Origin of the sequence: Wolbachia endosymbiont (group A) of Hylaeus communis (assembly GCF_947251915.1) — a bacterium.
In the GTDB taxonomy this organism is placed as follows: Bacteria; Pseudomonadota; Alphaproteobacteria; order Rickettsiales; family Anaplasmataceae; genus Wolbachia; species Wolbachia pipientis.
The window spans coordinates 252,757-271,634 of record NZ_OX366396.1 but is presented as its reverse complement, the minus strand read 5'-3'; the positions used below and the strand labels follow the sequence as shown (position 1 = coordinate 271,634).

Genomic DNA, 18,878 nt, shown 5'->3' with positions numbered 1-18,878 from the left:
AATTTAAACATGGAGAATGATATATGTTAGAAGACCTGTTAACTGACTTTAACACTGTAAAACCGCAAAGTAGATTGATACCAAAAGGTACAATAGTAAAGGTAAAAATGACAATCAAGCCTGGAGGTCATGAACACTGGTTTACTAAAAGCCCCACTACTGGTAGCATTTATTTAAATACAGAATTTACCGTTATTGAAGGTCTATACGCAAAGCACAAGATTTATCAGATAATTGGTATTAAAAGTAGTAAAGCAGAAGATACTTGGGGAGAAATGGGTCGCTCTATGCTTCGCAGTATCTTGGAATCGGCACGTGACATTCATCCACATGATAACTCAGAAAGTGCAATCCTTGCTCGTAAGCTAAATTCAGTTGCAGAATTAAATGGGTTGGAGTTTACAGTAAAGGTAGGTGTTATAACTGATGAATATGGAGAGAAGAACAAAATTGCTTCGGTAATTACTCCAGAATACCGTAAAAATTATGAAATTGACAGAGTACCATTTTGAAGTACGACGAGGAAAAGCTTTGGTCTGCTGTCGTTACTAGAGGTATTCAGGACGCAGTAGGAAAAACCCCAAAGCTAAGAGAAGAAGCAATTAATTGGCTGAATTCAAAATCTTTTGAAACTGTTTGTGAGCTAGCTAATCTCAACTTTAAACGTATGAAAAGTATGTATGGGAGTTTTATGTCTAAAAAGCAAGAAAAGATAAAAGCATTATTAATTGATAATATCAAAGAGTGTGTTTCTTACCTACTTCCAAATGGTGAATTTTACCGAGATAAAACTTATATTGGAAACTTAAATGGAAATACAATTACAGTTAAAATAGTAGGTAAGGAAGCTGGTGATTGGCGTAATTTTACTGAAGGGACTAGCGGTGATATTATTGATCTTTAGGTTTTAATTAAAGGTGATATAGATTCTGCTAGGAAGTGGCTCAATAAGAAATCAAAGAGTGGAGAAAAAAGGGAGAGAGCAGAAAAAATATTTTCTGTAAAGCAGTACTTGAGTGATCAATCACCAATACCAGAAGACATAATAGCTCCACGAATTCTCACTCCAGGTGGTCTTTTAGTCATTGGTGGTACTCCAAAGGTTGGCAAAAGTTATTTTCTTCTCTCTTTGCTTGCACATCTTGCAGCAGGAGTATCGTTTCTTAAGATGAAGTCAGCAAGGCCACTAAAAATAATCTATCTGCAAAATGAGATGGAGTACAATTAGAGGTTGTCCGGAAACAAGTAAAAGGCTATAATATCTGAAATTTTAGTACGGGGTAAAGATGAGAAAAAAGTATCCAACAGATCTAAGCGAAAGGGAATGGGCAAGAATAGAAAAACACTTCAGAGTATCATACAAGAAAGGAGGAAGGCCGCCAAAGTATAGCAAAAGAGAAATATTAGAAGCAATTTTCTATGTATTGCGTACAGGGTGTCAATGGCGGTATTTACCAAATGATTTTCCGCTATGGAAGACTGTGTATGAGCAGTTCAGGCAATGGAAGAAGCAGGGAATTTTTGAGAAAATGAATTATGAAATTACAAAATATAGTAGAAGAAAAATAGGAAGGAATGAGCAGCCGAGTGCCTGTATAGTAGATAGTCAATCTGTAAAGACTACAGAAAAGGGGGGATCAAAGGCTATGATGGAAGTAAAAAAGTAAAGGGTAGAAAAAGGCATATAATTACAGACACTCAGGGTTTTATACTAGGTTGTTACGTAGGCGCTGCTAACGAAAATGATAGAGATGGTATTAAAATAGCATTAAACAATATGAGAACAAAATATACTAAAGTTAAAAAAATGTGGGCTGACATGGGATACCAAGGAAGAAATTTAAAGAATCACATAAAGGAAGAATATGACATAGATATTGAAATTGTTAAAAGGCCTACATGTAGATTTTGGGTGCACAAAGATACGCCACCTGAGCTACTACCAACAAGAGAACAAGGGTTTAAAGTACAGCCAAGAAGATGGGTTGTAGAAAGGACTTTTGCTTGGGTTAATAGGAATAGAAGGCTATCGAAGGAGTATGATTTACTCACAACATCCACTGAGAATTTCATATACCTAGCTATGAGTAGGGTTATGTTAAAGAGGGAATATGCTTGAATTTACTTGTTTCCGGACAACCTCTTAGAGCTCTTTCCATAAAAGTCCGGATGTGATAGGATAAGGGTAGATGATGATAAGGAGGTTGAATGCCAGCAGCATATAGTTATGATTTAAGAAAAAAAGCAATGGAAGCGCTAGACGAAGGAGAAAGCAGAGAAACAGTGGCAGCAAGATTTAAGATTGGACGAACTACTTTATGGGAGTGGCAGCAAAGAAGAAAAGAAACAGGAGACTTTCAATCAAAAAAACTTGGAAATGGGGGTTACAATCACAAAATTACCGACTGGGATACCTTTGCCAAATTTGCCAGAGAACACGGAGGAAAGACTCTATCGGAAATGGCTAAACTTTGGAACAACGTTAGTATCCAAACGATCTATCGAGCCCTTAAAAAAATTGAATTTACGCGCAAAAAAAGACATATGGATACAAGGAAAGAAACGAAGAAAAACGTGCTGAATTTTTGAAAATTATAGCGACAAAAGAACCTAAAAACTTAGTGTATATAGATGAGTCTGGCATTGATAACACCGAAGACTACCCCTACGGATATTGCCAGAAAGGACAGCGGTTTTATGCCTTAAAATCTGGAAAGAAAACTCAACGAATCAGTATGGTTGCAGCCTTAAGTGGAAGAAAGATAGTTGTTCCGTTAACCTTTGAAGGCCACTGTAATATGGATGTTTTTAATGGATGGTTTGAGCAATTTTTGACACCGATCTTGGAACCTGGACAGACTGTCATTCTTGACAATGCTACTTTTCATAAGTCTGATAAGATTATCGAGCTTGCTAAAGGGGTTGGTGCAGAAATTTTGTATCTGCCGCCTTATTCTCCAGATTTCAACAAAATTGAGCATCATTGGTTTGCTATAAAAAACAGAGCCAGGAAAAACATTCCTCTATTCGAATCCTTTCGTCGTGCTGTTGATTCTGCCTTCCTATGACCTGTTCGGACTATTATGAGAAATGCTATAGCAGTGGTTGTGGGAATTGTTGGATTAGCTTGTGTGAGTTATGCGTTGTATGATGTCCTAAAGCCGAATACGACGCTAGAGAAAGTAGAAAGTGTGGAGCAGCCTATTCAGTCTTCTTTGAATCTAACATAAAAGGCTATGCTCAAAAAACTATAAGCGTCAAGTAAATTTCAAATAAGGTAATTTCTTTAGAAGAATCTATAAGTTATTAAACTTTCTGCAATTCTTTTATCTCACTTATAGAAAGACCAGTAAACTTGATAATAGTGTCAATATCAACATTATTAGCCAGCATTGTTTTTGCTACTTCAACTTTTCCTTCAATTTTTCCTTCCTCTTTACCAATTTTTTTGCCTTGTTCAGTAGCATCATCGAGTCTTTGAGCGAGGACAGCCTGTTCATCAAGAATACGTTTTATTTCCTGTTCGTAGGCAATAAATTCTTTCTCTGACCAGTTAAATCTATTTAGCTCTTCATAGGCTTTTTTGATTATAAAATCACTCCCTATTATTTTTTCCAGCTCCTCTTCACTGGTTTCCTCTGCATACCTAAAGAAATAGACCCACTTTTCAACTATATTCTCCAACTGATCTTCCTTAGTTTTTGGAAATTTTGGCAATTCAATAAATATAAAGTAGAAATCTTTTAAATCATGTTCATTAGTGTCTTCATCCCGAATAGTATGCTTTGATTTATACTCAGATTTATCGGGAAACAAGATACAATCTGCTATAGCAATAAAGATAATTTCCTTAAGGTCATGGTATTGATCACCCTTGTCAGCTTGTCTTGAATAAGCTTTAGCAGCATAGTACTGAGCACGTTTCTCGAAGCCTTTAGTTTTAGCGACCTGCATTTCGACGATCACTTGCAGTCCATTTTCATCTCTGCAGAGAACATCAACAATACTTTGCTTTTTAGCGGCGATATCAGGGTCTTGAATAGTACTTAAAAACTCTATATCCTTTATTTCATTTTTACCAGTGAAGCCAAGGATATCATTGAGGAAGTGAATAAGAATATCCTTATTTTTTTCAGTACCAAAGATACGCTTGAACGATATATCATTTTTGGGGTCAAGAAATTTAGAAAGAGCCATAATAAGTAAACCTATAGGACGTTAACAATTATACACAATTCTGAAGAAATGTTCAACTTCTTTATGCTAAAGTCTATTAAAGTTAGCTGAATTTCAAGAGTTGGTGAAGAATCTACTTGAGGTAGGTGTTCCTATTAATATAGGCGACTGACCTAAAAAATCTTAAAGCTAGTGGTATGCTTGAAAGATCATAAATATCAAGTAATTTTTTTAGAAGAATATCTAAATTATTAACTCAATATCTAAACAGTTATTCTACTTCTGCTATCCTTTCTCAACTTGGGCTATTTTAAACTTCCACAGCTATAGGATCAACACCATTTTTAACTTCAACATTACTAAGCGCTGTATTTGCCTTATATGAACAGTAAAATCCTACTGCAAGAAAAGTTAATGCAGCTACAGCAAGTGAAATACATATTACTAAATGAAACATTGTTAAACTTGCACCAACAGCAAATACTCCTGACAACACAAAAGAAACAGAGGCATAATTACTTTGCCTTTTACTATGAGTGCTTGCCTTCGACAGCTTTTGATTTTTACAACTTAGCTCCTTAATCTGATTTTCCAGCTTGCTTTTGTTTTCAAGTTGTCCATGTGTATTATTTAACTCTTTACTTTTAAGTTTATTGTTTAACTCTTTGACTCGAACATCATTACTTTTTAGTTGATCATTTAGGCCTTCAATGTGACTGTCTTTATTTCTTAGTTGCTCATTTAGTTCTATGATGTTACTGTTTAGGTTCCCAATTTGACTGTCTTTTTCATTCACGATTTTTCGTGTAACCTCTAGATCATTCTGCAGTTTAGTATCTTCTTCAGTTGTAGTCTTTAGGGTATTTTTTATAGCATCAAAATTGCTCTGTAGTTTAGTATTTTTTTCAGTTGTAGTTTTTAAATTGTCCTTTAATTGAGTATTTTCTGCAGTAAGTTGAGTTACTTCGCTAATTCTTATACCCAATTCTTTCTGTACACTATCCAACTGCTCATCTAGTTGATTTTTTTCTTGAGTAAGTTGATCTATTTGACCATTTAGCTTGTTAATCTCTTCTTCAGCTTGAGCTTTTGTATTCTTAAGTTGTTCAGTAAGGTTAGTTACTTCATTAGCTTTTCCAACTGATTCTTGCTGTAGCTTTTCAAGCTGAGCTTGTGTCCTCTCAAGAGCTTGAGTTCTTGCATTCAAAGCTTGATTTGCAGCATCCATCTCTTTATCTTTACTTGCAAGCTGTTCTTGTAGCTCTTCGATTCGACTCTCTAGTCCTTTACTTTTGTTTTCAGATTCCTGCAGCTTTGTCTTCAGGTCGTTATTTTCATTTTTAGGCTTTTTCAGCTTTAGCTCATTCTTTAGTTCGGTGTTTTCTTCAGTTGTAGTCTTTAGGTTATCCTTTAATTGAGTATTTTCTTCAGTAAGGTGAGTTACTTCACTAGTTTTTGTATCCAGAGCTTGATTTGTATCATCAATACTTGCTTGTTGATTTAATGTCTCGTGCTCTAACTTTGAAACCTTTTCATTCACATTATCCAGCTCTTTCTTGCCGTTTTTAAGATCAGCCTCTTTCCTCTTAAGCTCCTCAGTTGTTTTATCCAATTCTTGCTTTACACTATCCCGCTCCCGTTCTAACTGAGCTTTTGTACCCTCGAATTCTTTAGTTTTTGCATCTGAGTCTTTCTGTAGCTTTTCAAGCTGAGCTTGTGTGCTATTAAGTGCCTTAGTTTTTTCAACCAAGTCTTGCTGTATACTATTTCGCTTTTTCTCTAGTTGACTTTTTTCTTCAGTAAGCTCAGTTACTTCCCTAGTTTTGCTATTCAGCTCTTTCTCTTTCTTCTTGAGCTCATCTTGCAGTTTTGTTTTCTCTTGCTCTAATTGAACTTGTACACCCTTCAGCTCTTCCTCTTTCTCTGCAAGCTGAGTTTTCATGCTTTCAAGTGCCTGAGTTTTTTCATTCAATTCTTTTTGTAGCTTTTCAAGCTGATTTCTTGTATTCTCAGATTTCTCTTGTCCTAATGAGCTTTTGACTTGCTGTTCTGTATTTGTAGGCATTTTACCCTCCCTGGAATTATGGCTTATAAGGTTCTGTATTGAACTCCCCATTCTATTTAAGGTATCATTTTTTTCTTCTTTTGCAAAAGTCTTTCTGTCTTTAAGTTCTGCAATTTTCCCATCCAAGCTTTTCTGTGCACTATTTGGTTCTTTTCCTAGTTGATTTTTTTCTTGAATAAGGTCATCAGTCTTTGCTTGTTGACTTGGTTCTTCTTGTTCCAATTGTAAAGCATTTTGCCCTGTAATGTCTAAGTTCTCTTTTCTATCTTGTGAAGTATGACCTTGAAACCTAATAGATGAGGCTACTGTTTTTTTATTTTCACCGTCACTACTGTTGCTTTCAGTTACTATAACTTCAGAATGTGCTTTACTACTATCACCTTGCGCATTCGACCCAGTTGTATTGTCTAAAGAGTTACAACCTAAACTCAAATCTTCCATTTTAAGATCTTTATTCTTCTTGCTCAACTCTTCTGAAAACTCTTTTGCTTTTTTAACTTGATCATACAATATTTCTTTGAAATACTTACTAAGCTCATCACCTTGATCAGTAACGAATACACGATGTTTAGCATTATACGAAAAAGTCTCATTGAGAATGGAAAATTTTATACCGTGATGTGCACTTAGAGCCTTGTTTAAATCTCCTACTTGTTTGTCTATTAATTGCTCAATCAGTGCTTTACTTTCTTCTAAGAATTTGCACATATTACCCAATTCTTCTGACAATTTACCATCATCTACTAACTCTGCTAAAACTTCTTTCAACAAGCCATCTACTGCTGGATGCCCGTGCTGTTTTCTTTCTTGCAAATAAAACTTCAAAATCCCTAGACAATCACTTGATGAACACTCCTGATCAAAGCGCTGATATTCAAATGACAAGCCATGATCAATTTTTGCCCATTTTCTTTCTGCTATGCCTGTGTCATTTGTTTCCGTCATTCCAAAATTTCCTAAATGAAAATCAAATTCCCTAAATATTAAACATGCAGCTAAAAACTTAGCGAAGTATTTGGAATTTTCTACGCTTTTTTGCAACTCCTCTTAGAATTTATGTTGAGCTTCATCTGAATATTTTTCTTGTTTGATATTGCTTTTGTCACGTGCTTCTATATATAGATGGTTAAATGCATTAAAGTTAGGCAGAAATTCCGAACCCAAAAAGATTTGATCCTGATCGTCTTCAATTAGCCAAATTTTTGGTGATTTGCCAAACAGTGCTAGTCTATATAGCGGACCAGCAATAACTTCTGTTATAAATGATCGTACAGAGTCGTCATTGTCAACATTCAATGGCTTAATAAAAAAATCTACTCCTTTGCGCATAGCAAACCACCCACGAGAAGAAGCCTTAATATCTCTGCTTTCGATTGCTTCGAACTCTGAGTATTTGTGAGGGATTCTACTTTCTAAACATTTTTCTAAGGCCTTTTGTATTTCCTCTCTAGGTTCAACGTCACGTGGCACTTCTGTAAACTTAGTCATATCTTTATACTTTTGTAATTGCTCAACAGTTGTAGGAGAAGCATTTTCTGAAATAGTAGCAAAACTTTCACGAAAAGGCTTTGTATTACCTTTAACTAAATTCAATACTTTTCCTAAAAATATAATGTTATCAGCACTCGATGCAGTTTTCAACATTAAATCGTAAATTTCCCTTCTACCGCGAGTTCCTATGCTTTTCAGGATTTGTTTCTTTAACGTCTCAATAATCTTATCATCTGTAAATGCTTCTTTGTAGATTGTTTGAATTGCTTCATTTTTGTCCTCAATACATTTTTTGCATAAGTATTCAACAATCGGGAAACACTCTTGACTTATTGCAGCTTCTAATAAAGTAATACAACTCTCCTTCAACAGAGTTTTGGTAGCTGGATCATTGATATTCTGTTTAGCATCTCTTTCAAACACATCTAATACTTTCTTGATAAATTCCTCATTTTGTACTAATGACGCTGCTTCAAGTACACCATACGTAGGATCAGAAGTATTATTTTTCAAAATTTCTTTTAGATTTTGAAGAGTATCTTCATTAGCAAAAACTTTATCCAGTAATTCTTGTTCTTCCCTTAGCACTATAACTGAGAAAAACCCAACTTCACCATTTTCAAGTCGGATTGCTTGATTTTTTAAACTTTGATAAAGATCGGGAAATTTCCCTATAAAGGTTTCAATATACTTTTCACCACCAACAAGCAGATGTAAAAGATTCAAGTTTCCTTTAGCAAAAAGCATATCATGGTATTTCTTTGTTAGCTCATCATTAGCTGCGATTGCCAGCAGTAACAATTCTTTTACTGAGTACCTGCTACCATTTTCTTGAGATTGAAGCACCATTAATATACGGCTTAGTACATATTGGTCTCTAACTTGCGATTGTAAATTCAAAACCTTCTTAGAGAATCCCACGAAAAGCCCTGCTTCTTCTGGATCATCAAAATTGCAAATCACCTGACTTTCGTAATCCTGAATATTATTTACAACCTCAGTCAATTTTGCATCATCATTTTCATTTGCTGCTTTATCTAGAATGTCCTGTATTTTATTCAAAGTTAAATTGTCAGGAATAATGACAAATGAATCCTCTAAACTTTTAGACTCTCTTCCCAATTTTTGATTAAATAAATTCATAAGCTCAATATTACCTTTATCGGTAGCAATTTGCATTGCATCAGGTTCTCCTATATTAGGATCAGCCCCTTTATCTAAAAGCAACTTTACAATTTCAGTACTTTCCAGGGTTACATTGCTTGAAAAATGTTTTAGCATCTCGGTATTTTGTTCAGGAGAAGTATGCTGCAACAGAATCCCCATCGTCTCCTTTTCATATTCGCTGTAGCTATCAGCAATAATTGCTTGTTCTAATTCAGGGGTAACATCAATTTTTGCTCCATATCGAAAAAGCAAACTTGCTAGATTGTGGTCATTGTTTTTTAGAGCAATAAGAATTGGTGTTTTACCCGACAGGGCACTCACTTTATTAATATCAGTTCCATGCTTTAATAGTAATTCTGCAACATCTTTGTTCTTTTCTCTGCATGCATAACTTAAAGCTGTACCACTAGAACAAACATCGGCATTAAGATCAATTTTACCACCTTCTGACAAGACATCTTTGTAAAATTCGAACCAGCCAGCATCTTTACATGCGTTTGTAACAAACAATCTTAATAAGAGTAGTAGTTTGACACCCTGTACCCGATAAGATATATTAAGGTTCTTCATCTCCCTTACTAGCTCTTTTGCTGATACCAAATCTTCACCTTCAAAAGCTTTTAGTAATTTAAAGTACAAATCTTTTTGCCCTGTATTAGCTTGCCTAAGCTGTTTCTCTATTTTGGTGAATTTCCTTGCATCTTTACACGCTCTTCTTTTTCCTGTAGATGGAATGTCTTTAACTTGAACTTTTGGCTCAAATTTTAGCTTTCTTTTTTGTTCTAATTCCTCATGAATAGAACCCTTTAATTCTTCATAGCGCACAGGCAAACTAGTATTAACTTGTTGATTTTCACTATTAGTACCAAGAACCATATTTCTCACTCATTGCAATTAATTTAGTCTATCACTAAAAAAAGATTATGTCAAACAAATTACGAATTTTGGTAAAATGCTAATACCAACCTTCGTTATTGGTTTTGCCCTATTACCTACGAGATTTGGTATTACATGTCCATTTTTCCATATCCTACAATACAGGCAACATTTTTTAGGCAAAACATTGCAATAACTAGTATCAGCAACAATTTAATTGTTTACTCTTTATGAAAAATCGTAAAGAAGGTACGTATCTTTGTGAGAACTTTTTACGTAAAAGCGGTGTTTCAAAAATAAAAACGCAAAATTATTACAACAAAGTTAGGCAAATTAGTTCATATGTAAATTTAGTTAAAGTAGGCTAAAATAGCTGCTTTTACAATATAGTAGAATTATTATAAAGAAAAGTTCGAACAGGTTATTTGGTAGTCCAATCCATACCAAAAAAACTTGTTCTCACCGCACTTGGTTTTGAGCGCTGAAAATGGTTGATTTACTTGAGATATTAATAATATAGTTTACTGAATTAATAGTAATTCATTTGAGAATAAAAAGAAAAATTTATGATAATTTTACATTTCAAATCGATATTGTTCTTTTTATAAAAAATATTCCTATACTGCGCAAGGTCAAGTTTTAACCACATCAATTTTTCTTTCAAATTAAATCTTATCTTTTACAATGGGTCTTACGTTTAAATTATTTGATACCCAAAATTAAGGAAGCCATTTTAAACGGCACACAACCTCAGCATCTAAAACTAGCTGATTTGAAGGAAATATCACTCTCATGAGAGGAGCAAATGAAGGTGCTTTACGGACAAGAGTCTTAATAATAGTCTTCTATATTATTGTTAATAAACACCACCATAAAATATCTTACTATTACCCACAAATAAAAACATAGTATTGTATTTACTCAAATAATTTAATTTTATTAACCTGAAAGCTTATTGGATTAAAATTATTAAACTAAGAGTTATAATTTTAGCAACTAAAAGCTGTAAATTGCACCATATAAACAGTTATTTCAAGCAAAAGTTATGCCATTAAGAGCTACGCAACAAACATTTATATTTGTGGGTAATAGTAAGATAAAATATGCAGAAACAACCTAGAAGACCGATTACAACCAATGCGTAAATATAGAGTAAAGAAAACTTCATCCACCTATTAACTTCTACCTACTACCTCTACTATTGCTATGGTTATAAACTCTACTCACTCCATCAATTTTATCTAATGCAGACTGCGGGTTACCCAAATCAATTGATATCACTCTTTCTCCGCCTAATTGTAATGCTCCTCCACCTCCACGCTGTGGGTATTGGAGTCCTAAAAATTGTAATAGTAATGGATCAATTTCATGTTGAATTCCTGGATGATCTTGAATCAGTCTACCCCTAGGAGAAGATAGAGGATCATTTTGGAATAATTGTGAAATATTTCTTCTCCGATTTTTAAAGTGTTGTTCATTTCTTTGAGATTGTCTAGTGTCATTTCCAATGCCTACACTAAGAAGACCACGTATATAACCTATAATACCCTCACCTTTCTCTCCAAAGTTATTATTTCCCTGTAAAGCTTGATCAATAGCTTGGTTAATATCCCTAGCATTTTCGTATACCCATATGCCACAATTATGGCCATCTGTTTGCTGATGAACGGAAACATTATGGACATTACCATCGTTAATATCACATTCTCTTAAAGCTCCTCGAATATTATTGTCAATACGACTATCTGGACCAAGTGAATCAGCATAATACCCATAATAATTTCCATTTTGGTGTACAATAACTAATGTAACCCAATGATGATTACCTACATTAATAATAGCAATTAATCTATCTTTTTCACCCGAATCTACTTTTTGTTTAAAGTTAGCTATGTGACTACTTAATAAGCCCCTACCTGTTGGATCATTTTGATTTCCATCGACTCCTACTGAAGTTATTGTAAAATCATGACGATTATTAGTTGGATTAGATCGATCATCATAGAAAGTATATTGTTGTGCAGCGAAAAACATGTCATGAGTTTGTAGCCAATAACGATCATTTTGATTATCTGTTGCAAAGTCTAGTGCAAGTAGATCATGCACATCTTCTATCTCACGAGCGTTGTTTCTACGAAGGATAGCATTTATTTGTTGTAATATTACTTGTGCTGTAGGAGTACCACCTATCCTTATTGACTTGAATGTTTCTATTACCTGTGCTTTAATACCTTCCAAGTAACTAAACGGAACATGTAGATTGCTGCCTATATTAAGCAAAAAAATCGCATTTTGTCCTGGTGCTTTTTCTTCGTAAAAACGCCTAAAGTTTACACGAGCCTGATCTGATAATAGACCTTCTGGGAAAAGTATAAGATTACCTGCTTCGCGTGCATCTCTATTAAACACAATAGGAAATAAAATCACCTCATTTCTAGAAGTAATAGGTATAAATCCTCTTTGCTTGTTCATAAGTTCTTTTATTCGATCTTTTGCATTATTCTCCTTTTGTGCTACTTCTTCTGCATTATTAGCAAATCCTAATACATATACAATCGGATGAGTATCTGGAGCATTCTCCGTAGATTGTCTTAATAATAAAAGGTCTAATCTCTGTTCTGTAATTCTTGTGAGTATTGCCCTTTCTCCTTCTTCTTCCTGCCCCCTTTTAAAACTATATGTTTGACCAACTTTATACATAGCAAGCACTTTATAAGGATTATCACTAGCATAAAATGTACCATGTAGTATAGAACGGAACTTATTCTCACTATTAACATTTATTGTATCCACAAGCGGCATCAATGCTCCAGAGATCTCTTGAAATAATCCTCTATGCTGAGCTATATTTTTCCAGCCATCATTCACAACTTGATTTAAAGTATTATGTACATTTTCAGTATTGGGCACTTGTACAAGATCACCAGCAAGAAAATTATTTGCATTATTATTTTGGTAATCGTGATATAAACCAAGGTCATTTGGTAGATCAATATCTAGTTCAAGTTGATTATTAAGTGTGCATGAAACTTCCCACACATGAACATTATTTCTATTAACATTAAGAGTCTGTAAATTGATGGCTCCTTGTTGTTGCGCATTGTAAGCTCTAATATGAAGTGTAACTATATCAGAACCTTCAGCATGAAAGACCATAGTTAAACATCTTAAACCCTCATCACCATGTCTAAATATGTACTTTGTTATAGGTGCTTCGTCTTCCTCTTCTAGTTCTAAAGGGTGCCTATCAAAAGCACTACTTCCAAAAGCAAAGCCAGTTATGCAATCAAATATTCTATTATAATTCTCTGCATTTCTTGGTATTTCAGCAGGAAAATGGTGAAGCAAGAAATCTCTAACATTTTCTCTAATGCCTTCATTCTCCAAACACTCAAATAATCTTTGTACTAAAGGAAATCTATCCTGTTGAAGTTCTACTGTATCAACACTAAAAGGATCTAGATTTAAATTAAAATTTAATCCAACACAGACAGTATTTCTTGATTCAGTATGGATAGGTATAAATGAAGAATTGTGTAACCTTCCAGCGTAGCCTATGGCACAGTTTAATGCAACATCTGACGGTGTGTCAAATATAGCAAGATTAATAACAATAGGAATATTTTCTCTTTCTGCTTGGTGACGTACAAGAAATGCAACATGTGAGTTTCTAGGAGATAAATCAAGATCGATGCCTATTGTGTAGCGATGACTAAAATTTGCTAAGAAACCTAATAAAAACCCGTGACTCTCAAATTTTTGACTGCGATTTTCAATATTATATTCCAGTTCCTGCCTGTAATTATGATAGATGCGAGCTATGTATGGGACAATTTCTTCGTACATTCTATCTCTTACATCTTGTCTTCTATCACTCGCTAGCATTTCCATAAAATTATCAATTCCTTGTTGACCCTGTGCTACTTGCGCAAAATTGACCAAGTTACCAAGTTGTCTACGCTGATTTTGACTGAGTTGTCTTCCTGCTATTTCCTTAATTGTTAGTCTGTGATCTTCTAAGAGCAGTCTAATAAGATTGATTTCAGATGCTGAATATTTGGCAAATTTATCCCTACCTTGACGATCTTTTGCACGAATTACCTCGAATACCGTTGCAATTGCCTCTCCCTGACTCTTGCCCTTTCCGTGCGTGCATACTTTGTATTGCTCAAAATCTAGGTCTTCTTCCCTTAAATTTGGATTTTGCCGTCTAATCTCTTGTACTAGAGCATTTCTCTCCCTTGTACTGAACCTCAACCCATCACTATTAGGACGATCAGAAATACTGTAGCATCTGACAACTTGCTGTCCGTCACGATAAACAGCAACTTTTAGGTTTGCCGTATTTCGATTTTCACCATTACGTGGATTAACACCATGGTTATCAAAACAAAAATAGACTCTCTCATTTGCATTTAAGATATTAGCATCATGTGCAGTAGCAAACATACTAAAAAAGAATACAGGAAGGAAACGACCTGTACTTACATGATACAAGAAAGATGGACATTGATCTAAAAAAGATTCAAATCCTTGTCTGAATCCTTCAAGATCTCCATCCACCAAACTCCTAATAAGTCCATCACCATTACTCATACAAAATACCCCTTATTTACTACGACCAGAAACACCAAGAGTTCATAAGTGGATTACTTGTTACCACTAAGCGTAAAGACGCTTTTTTCTTATAAGAAGAAACACCACTTACACTAGGAGTTCCAAGCTCAGACTGCGGACCATCATCAACTGGCAAAGTTGTTTCCTTACTACCATGAGCTTTAGATCGTGACCGTAAATTATTCCAAGGACCATCACCTACAGGACCAAGAGGTAGAGTTGTTTTCTCTAACTCAGAGAATAACTCTTCTGCAAACAGACCGTAATCTACATTTACTCTTTTACCTTCTCTACCACATAATCTAAGGTTTTCTATCATGACTTCTTTAAAAAGTTCAAACTTTTCAGGAAAGCAATCTTTGGCAAATGACATCATATCTAATATTTCTTTTTTCTCTATTTCTTTTTCTTCATCAGTCTTATAAATGTCTTCTCGTCTCCAATTGACTATTAATCCTGCAAGCATACCACTTACATGAACTGTATAATTAGAAGTATTAACGGCAGCCTTCTTGTGTTTATAAAAGTGATCACATTCCCAAATCTTCATAATAAGAGATCTAGCTTGAACACTTGACTCAGAATTTTTCAACATTACATCTGAGAGTGATGAAAGAAGAAGTTCATACTCTCGCTGTGAGAATATTTTGTCTGAATGGTCTCCTCCTGCTGAAACGTCTTTATAGCACCAGCACTTTACCAAATCATGAACTGTATCAAAAAAACATGACTCTATTAATTCAGCAAGAAGAGCATATACTCCCTTATCTTTCTGCAATAATTTCTGTAAAAGAGTATCTTTATCGACTATCTTATTTACACAAAAATCTAAAATAGGAGCATCTTTCTCAACAGATTGAACGCGAGATAGAGCAAGAATAGCTTCTGTGAGCTTCTTTTCTTTATCTTCTTCTTTCAACAGATTATAAAAATACTCTACTCCTTCACTCCACTTAAGTTTTACAGCACTGTCAAAACCTTCTACTGCATCATACTTCTTTAATTCCCCAGATTCTCTATCGATCCAGAAATCAAATACAGGACCTTTCCTCTTTATGCTATCTAGTAACGAGTTTCGTACGTATTTGCCAAATTCAGTTTCAGTTTTACCATCAAATGCACCAGGAGGAAACTTGTTCCTATAAGATTCAAATCTTTTTTGAAAGAGAGGATGAATTTTATCCACTACACAGTAACTACAAGCCATCTCATATTTGCGAAGTGGATTATCTATTCCACCTATTTTTTCTTCAGTAAACCTTTGACCTAAAGCAGCATTATCCAACCTTACACCTGACCAGCAACCTTCATCTTGAAATACATTGTGCAAAAACTTCAACTTATCACCCTTAAAGTATTTTATGTGCTCCATAAAGTTATCTTGAAGGACTCCCACCCATCTCTTGATAGCTGACTTCCTCCCGGCAACAACTGCTGGATCTGGATGTTTAATAGCTTCCTGTAATTTTTTGGACATCGTAGCCCGAAGCTCTTTCTGTGTTGACATTATCCCCCCTATTAAGTATTAACAGTGTCATGTAAAAAAGGCATTATACAGACATTAGAATGGATTGCAATATTAAAATTACCAGAATAGAGGGTTTAATAAAAAAACGTTATGGCTAAAACTTCTTTTCTTGAATTTTCTCAATATAATCAACAGAAAGACCAGTAGTTTGAGTTATAATGTCAATAGAAACTCCTGCTTTAAGTAGATTCTTTGCAACCTCAATTTTCTCTGCTTTTCTGCCTTTTTCATGGCCGATTTGGATGCCTTCTTGTCTACCTTCTTGTCTACCTTTTTGAGTGGCATCATCGAGTTTTTGAGCGAGGACAGCCTGTTCATCACGAATACGCTTTATCTCTTGTTCATAGGCTATAAATTCTTTTTCTGACCAGTTGAACCTATTTAATTCTTCATACGCTCTTTTAATTATTAGATCACTTCCTATTATTCTCTCTAGCTCTTCTTCACTAGTTTCATCTGCATATCTAAAGAAGTAGACCCATTTTTCAACTATACTTGAAAGCTGATCTTCTTTTGTTTTTGGAAATTTAGGCAACTCAATAAATATAAAGTAAAAATCTTTTAGATCACGTTCATTAGTATCTTCATCGCGAATAGTATGCTTTGATTTGTACTCAGACTTATCAGGAAATAAAATACAATCTGCTATAGCAATAAAGATAATTTCCTTAAGGTCCTGGTATTGATCACCTTTATCGGCTTGTCTTGAATAGGCTTTAGCAGCATAGTATTGGGCACGTTTCTCGAAGCCTTTGGTTTTAGCGACCTGCATTTCAATAATCCATTGCACCCCCGTGGAATCTCTACATAATACATCAACAATGCTTTGCTTTTTAGAGGCAATATCAGGGTCTTGAATAGTACTTAAAAACTCTATATCCTTTATTTCATTTTTGCCAGTAAAACCCAGAATATCATTGAGAAAGTGAATGAGGATGTCTTTATTCTTTTCAGTGCCAAAGATACGGCGAAATGCGACATCATTCTTGGGATCCAGAAACTTCGAGAGAGCCATAGGGAATCGACTTAAAAAGCATTAATAATTATACACAATTGTGAAGAAATATTCAACTAAAATGCAAACATAGAAGTTTTTGTATATCTTTGTTTGGTAGTATTAACATGTATAATATTTATGGCAAACATCTCAATAAGGTATCAGATAGCACAAAAAGTAAGGAACTGGAGGTTAAAGCGAGGATATACTCAAAAAGATTTAGCGAAGAAAGTCAGTGTAACGTATCAAGTAGTACTACAATATGAAAAAGGAACACGTAAAATTTCGATTGAAAAGTTGTATGCTATAGCAGAGATATTGTCGATTGGTATTGTAGACCTAATTCCTGTATCAAATGAAAAAATCTGTCTTGAAGATGAGGGAGAAGAAATACTAAATCTAGTAAGAGAATATAAAAAGATTAATGATCAGGAATTACGTAAGATGTTTTGTTTGCTAACCAAATTTGTCCAAGTCAGTGAAAGAAGTAGTAGGAAAGCAGAGAAAGTAAAAATTGCAAAAGGTCTGGTTAAAGCAGGAGTTTCTGTTGATACTGTTTCAAAAACAATTGGTCTATCTGCTGATGAATGTGTTGAAGAAAAAGGAGGTTCTATTTACTGCCAAATAGGAAAGAAGATAAAAGAATGGAGGCTAGTGAGAGAGTATACTCAAAAGGATTTGGCTGAGAAAATGGATACAACACGTGATGAAATAAGCAACTATGAACAAGGACGTGTAGCTATTCCACTGGAAAAATTATATGCAATAGCAGAAACATTATCGATTAATATTACAGATCTGCTAATAGAGGAAGGTAGTAAAGTAGAAAATGAACTACCGAATTTAATTGAAGAATACAAAAAGATTGAAAGTCAAGAACTACGTAATGCATTAATAAGATCTCTATTTGAAGGCATACGGATTTGCGAAGAAAAAGTGAAAAGAGCAGAAAAGATCAAAATTGCAAAAGACTTAGTAAAAAAAGGAATTTCTATCAATATTATTTTAAAAATAATAGGCATCTCTTTAGATGAAATTCGACAAGTTTAAAATAAAAAAATCACCATATATTAATATCTTTACTTATTCATGAAAAAATAAGTAAAAAAGATTGAAAAATTGATTTGACTTCACTCGGAAGCTATGGCTCTATGCCAATGCTGATAAAAAACAGCAGTAAATATCTAAAAAAAGTTTGTTGTTAGTGAAGGGTAAATTATATGAATAAAAGTAAAGAAGAAATCGAATTCAGAATATTAGAAAGCAAAGGCAAGGCATTACTTGATCGTGAAATAATGGAAACATTTTTAAGTGCAGTACATGAAAGGCCACAAGCTCAAGAAATTGCTAAAAATCTGGTGAATACTTATGCAGGAGTAGGAAGGATTTTAGGTAGAGAAATGGATGACCTGAAAGTTATAGAAGGAGTAACTGATTCTGCAGTAGCAATGATTATGTGTGTTAAGGAAACACTAGAAAGAGTACTGAGAGAAAAGCTAAAAAGTGAGCCAATAATGGACTTACAAGGGCTAGTAGAGTACTTAAACGTAAGTATAGGCCACTCAGAAAGGGAATGTGTAAAAATACTGTACTTGAATAAAAGGCGCCAATTAATCGGAGAAGAATCCTATATTGGTGAAATGGAAAAAGCACCAGTATACATAAAGGAAATTACAAGAAAAGCATTAATAAAAGATGCAACATTAGTAATAATGTCACATAACCATCCTGGAGGGAGTTTAGAACCATCAGAAGAAGATCAAGAAGTAACGAAGAGTTTAGCAGCAGCATGTAGTACTGTAAGCGTTAGATTATTTGATCACATTATTATCACAAGTGGAGGCTATTTTAGTTTTAGAGAAAACGGATTGTTATAGCAGAAAGTATTTGCAAATCTACTCATTATAATTTATACTGAGTAATAGAATGTATAAACTAAGATTTATATACTTAAAAAGTAT

14 protein-coding genes are annotated in these 18,878 nt (G+C 34.3%); 8 read left to right on the top strand and 6 right to left on the bottom strand.

Features of this window, described 5'->3' with window-relative positions; genetic code table 11:
- Positions 1-23: 23 nt before the first annotated feature.
- From OPR52_RS01375 to OPR52_RS01350, 6 genes are all read left to right on the top strand, one after another.
- On the top strand, positions 24-512 hold the full coding sequence (locus OPR52_RS01375) for a hypothetical protein (protein WP_065094958.1): 489 nt from the start codon (positions 24-26) through the stop codon (positions 510-512).
- On the top strand, positions 509-904 hold the full coding sequence (locus OPR52_RS01370) for a hypothetical protein (protein WP_265038300.1): 396 nt from the start codon (positions 509-511) through the stop codon (positions 902-904). The genes OPR52_RS01375 and OPR52_RS01370 overlap by 4 nt, the downstream gene beginning before the upstream one ends.
- Positions 905-1,012: 108 nt before the next feature.
- Positions 1,013-1,228: a helicase RepA family protein gene (locus OPR52_RS01365; RefSeq protein ID WP_265038299.1), complete on the top strand. Its 216-nt coding sequence runs from the start codon at positions 1,013-1,015 to the stop codon at positions 1,226-1,228.
- Between the two features lie 58 nt (positions 1,229-1,286).
- A protein-coding gene (locus tag OPR52_RS01360; protein WP_265037890.1) for an IS5-like element ISWpi1 family transposase occupies positions 1,287-2,119 on the top strand; the annotation gives its coding sequence in 2 pieces (ribosomal slippage) (positions 1,287-1,656 and positions 1,656-2,119; 834 coding nt in all).
- Positions 2,120-2,208: 89 nt separating this feature from the next.
- Positions 2,209-3,068, top strand: a protein-coding gene (locus OPR52_RS01355) for an IS630 family transposase (protein ID WP_265037751.1) whose coding sequence is annotated in 2 segments (ribosomal slippage) — positions 2,209-2,533 and positions 2,533-3,068 — 861 coding nt in all. Because the reading frame shifts where the segments join, the coding sequence is not laid out codon by codon here.
- Positions 3,069-3,083: 15 nt separating this feature from the next.
- Positions 3,084-3,230 (top strand): hypothetical protein, encoded by a 147-nt coding sequence (locus OPR52_RS01350; protein WP_265037749.1) that lies wholly within the window; start codon positions 3,084-3,086, stop codon positions 3,228-3,230.
- A gap of 76 nt (positions 3,231-3,306) precedes the next feature.
- Here the strand turns inward: OPR52_RS01350 and OPR52_RS01345 are convergent, their stop codons facing one another.
- The 6 genes from OPR52_RS01345 to OPR52_RS01320 form a co-directional block, all read right to left on the bottom strand.
- Entirely contained in the window at positions 3,307-4,197 is an 891-nt protein-coding gene (locus tag OPR52_RS01345) for an Rpn family recombination-promoting nuclease/putative transposase (protein WP_264328568.1), read from the bottom strand.
- A gap of 289 nt (positions 4,198-4,486) precedes the next feature.
- Complete coding sequence (locus tag OPR52_RS01340; RefSeq protein ID WP_265038298.1) at positions 4,487-7,282, bottom strand: TomO hydrophobic C-terminal domain-containing protein; 2,796 nt, start codon at positions 7,280-7,282, stop codon at positions 4,487-4,489.
- A gap of 6 nt (positions 7,283-7,288) precedes the next feature.
- Positions 7,289-9,775, bottom strand: a complete 2,487-nt coding sequence (locus OPR52_RS01335) for a host RNA manipulator TomO (RefSeq protein WP_265038297.1) — start codon at positions 9,773-9,775, stop codon at positions 7,289-7,291.
- Between the two features lie 1,182 nt (positions 9,776-10,957).
- The gene (locus OPR52_RS01330) at positions 10,958-14,371 is read right to left on the bottom strand and encodes a C48 family peptidase (protein ID WP_320109378.1); all 3,414 of its coding nucleotides are present in this window, start codon (positions 14,369-14,371) and stop codon (positions 10,958-10,960) included.
- 19 nt (positions 14,372-14,390) lie between these two features.
- Positions 14,391-15,869 (bottom strand): cytoplasmic incompatibility factor CifA, encoded by a 1,479-nt coding sequence (locus OPR52_RS01325; RefSeq protein WP_320109376.1) that lies wholly within the window; start codon positions 15,867-15,869, stop codon positions 14,391-14,393.
- Positions 15,870-16,014: 145 nt separating this feature from the next.
- Positions 16,015-16,935: an Rpn family recombination-promoting nuclease/putative transposase gene (locus OPR52_RS01320; RefSeq protein WP_264337290.1), complete on the bottom strand. Its 921-nt coding sequence runs from the start codon at positions 16,933-16,935 to the stop codon at positions 16,015-16,017.
- Positions 16,936-17,055: 120 nt separating this feature from the next.
- Between OPR52_RS01320 and wmk the strand changes: the two genes are divergently transcribed.
- Together wmk and OPR52_RS01310 are read left to right on the top strand one after the other, a co-directional pair.
- Entirely contained in the window at positions 17,056-17,967 is a 912-nt protein-coding gene (gene wmk / locus OPR52_RS01315; protein WP_265037741.1) for a WO male-killing family protein Wmk, read from the top strand.
- Positions 17,968-18,137: 170 nt separating this feature from the next.
- The gene (locus tag OPR52_RS01310) at positions 18,138-18,794 is read left to right on the top strand and encodes a JAB domain-containing protein (RefSeq protein ID WP_265037738.1); all 657 of its coding nucleotides are present in this window, start codon (positions 18,138-18,140) and stop codon (positions 18,792-18,794) included.
- The last annotated feature ends 84 nt before the right edge of the window (positions 18,795-18,878 follow it).